Raw genomic sequence first — 1524 nt, 5'->3', positions numbered from 1 at the left:
TAAAGTGCAACACAAAAGTTAGACAAAATTAAATATTATTAAGCTGCTAAGGCATGCTCTCTGTATTCACGGGGAGTCATGCCTTTTGTTTTTCTTGAAATTCGTCGATTGTTAAACCAATCGACGTACTCTAGTGATATCTTCTTAAACTCCTCAATATCATTACAAGGTGGAAATCCATTAAGACACTCTGTTTTGAAAAGATGAAAGAAACTTTCAATCGGCGCATTGTCGAGACAATTCCCTTTGCGAGACATGCTTTGTGAGAATTCTTCTTCAGAGAGTTTATCGATATAGTAATTTAATTGATAATGCCAACCCTGATCGGAATGGATTGTTGGCTTTACTCCTTCTGGAATGACTGTCAGGAGCTCATTCAATGTGTTCATAATCAATTCACTATTAGGACTATTACTTACTTGAAAGGCCAAAACTTCTTTGCTTGCTTCATCTGTTATTGCTGAAATATAAGCCCATTTACTATCAGCTAAACGAACTTGTGTAACGTCGGTATGTAGAATCTTTAATGGTACAGTTTCATTAAATTGTTGATGTAGAACGTTAGGAGCTATCTTGCCAACAGTACCTTTGTATGAAGAATATTTCCCATTTCGATGACGATTATAGATACTTACTTGAACACCCAATTCATCCATTAAGCGACGCACTACGGCGTCAGCTAAATGGATATCCAATTTTTCTAATTCATCCTGTACGCGACGATAACCGTAGGTTAGACGTCCGCGCCACTTTCCATTTTCTGTGATTTTTAATATCTCTTTTTTTACATTCTTATACTTATCTACATGTTTTTTGATCCGTTTACGTTCGTCATGATACGTAGCTTTCTTAAGGCCGATTGCCTTAAGAATCTCACCAATTTTATATCGATCTTTTTTAGGAAGAGATTCCTGTTCGACCCTGATCTGATCCACTATTTGCGTTTTTTCTCGCCCTTTGAGGTCCCGAACAGGGTCATTGATTTTTTTAAGATATCATTTTCCAACTTTGTATCATAGAGTTCCTTGTTCTTCTGTGCCAGCTCTTCACGAAGTCGATCGACTTCATTCTTATTTACCAACTTACGTAACTTCTTCTTATCATGTTTCACTTTTGATTTCCTGCCCTTCGGATGAGACTTCAGGGCTTCTATTCCATATTGATTGAAGGTTCTTCTCCAATGGCTTATCTGACAGGAATTAACGTCAAATTTTGCGGACACTTCGGCTAAAGTCTCATCGTGAGTTTGATAGTAGTTTATCACATCAATTTTGAATTCAACTGGAAAACTTCGTTTGGTCCTTTTTCGTTTAAGCGAGTCTACGCCGCTTAAACGATACTTTTGAATCCAAAAGCCAACTTGTTTGTGGGGTAAATTATGTTTCTCCGAAAGATGACGAATGCTAGTTCCTCCTTGGAGATATTCGCCAACAACTTCGGCCTTCAGTTTTGCGCTGTATTTAACCATATAAAAAGTACTCCATAACTGTTAGATTTTTTGTCTAACAATTATGAAGCACTTTA

The 1524-nt window shown here is 37.1% G+C and carries 2 protein-coding genes; both read right to left on the bottom strand.

Translation table 11 applies throughout. The features are described from left to right. Positions 1-38: 38 nt before the first annotated feature. Positions 39-935: an IS3 family transposase gene (locus EKM66_RS12450; protein WP_225426610.1), complete on the bottom strand. Its 897-nt coding sequence runs from the start codon at positions 933-935 to the stop codon at positions 39-41. Then, positions 935-1468, bottom strand: coding sequence for a helix-turn-helix domain-containing protein (locus EKM66_RS12445; protein WP_125765033.1), 534 nt, complete (start codon positions 1466-1468; stop codon positions 935-937). Before EKM66_RS12445 ends, EKM66_RS12450 begins: the two co-directional genes overlap by 1 nt. Positions 1469-1524 lie beyond the last annotated feature (56 nt).

The sequence above is a fragment of the Companilactobacillus hulinensis genome (assembly GCF_003946555.1).
Taxonomy (GTDB): domain Bacteria; phylum Bacillota; class Bacilli; order Lactobacillales; family Lactobacillaceae; genus Companilactobacillus; species Companilactobacillus hulinensis.
This window is presented reverse-complemented; position numbering and strand designations above follow the sequence as displayed.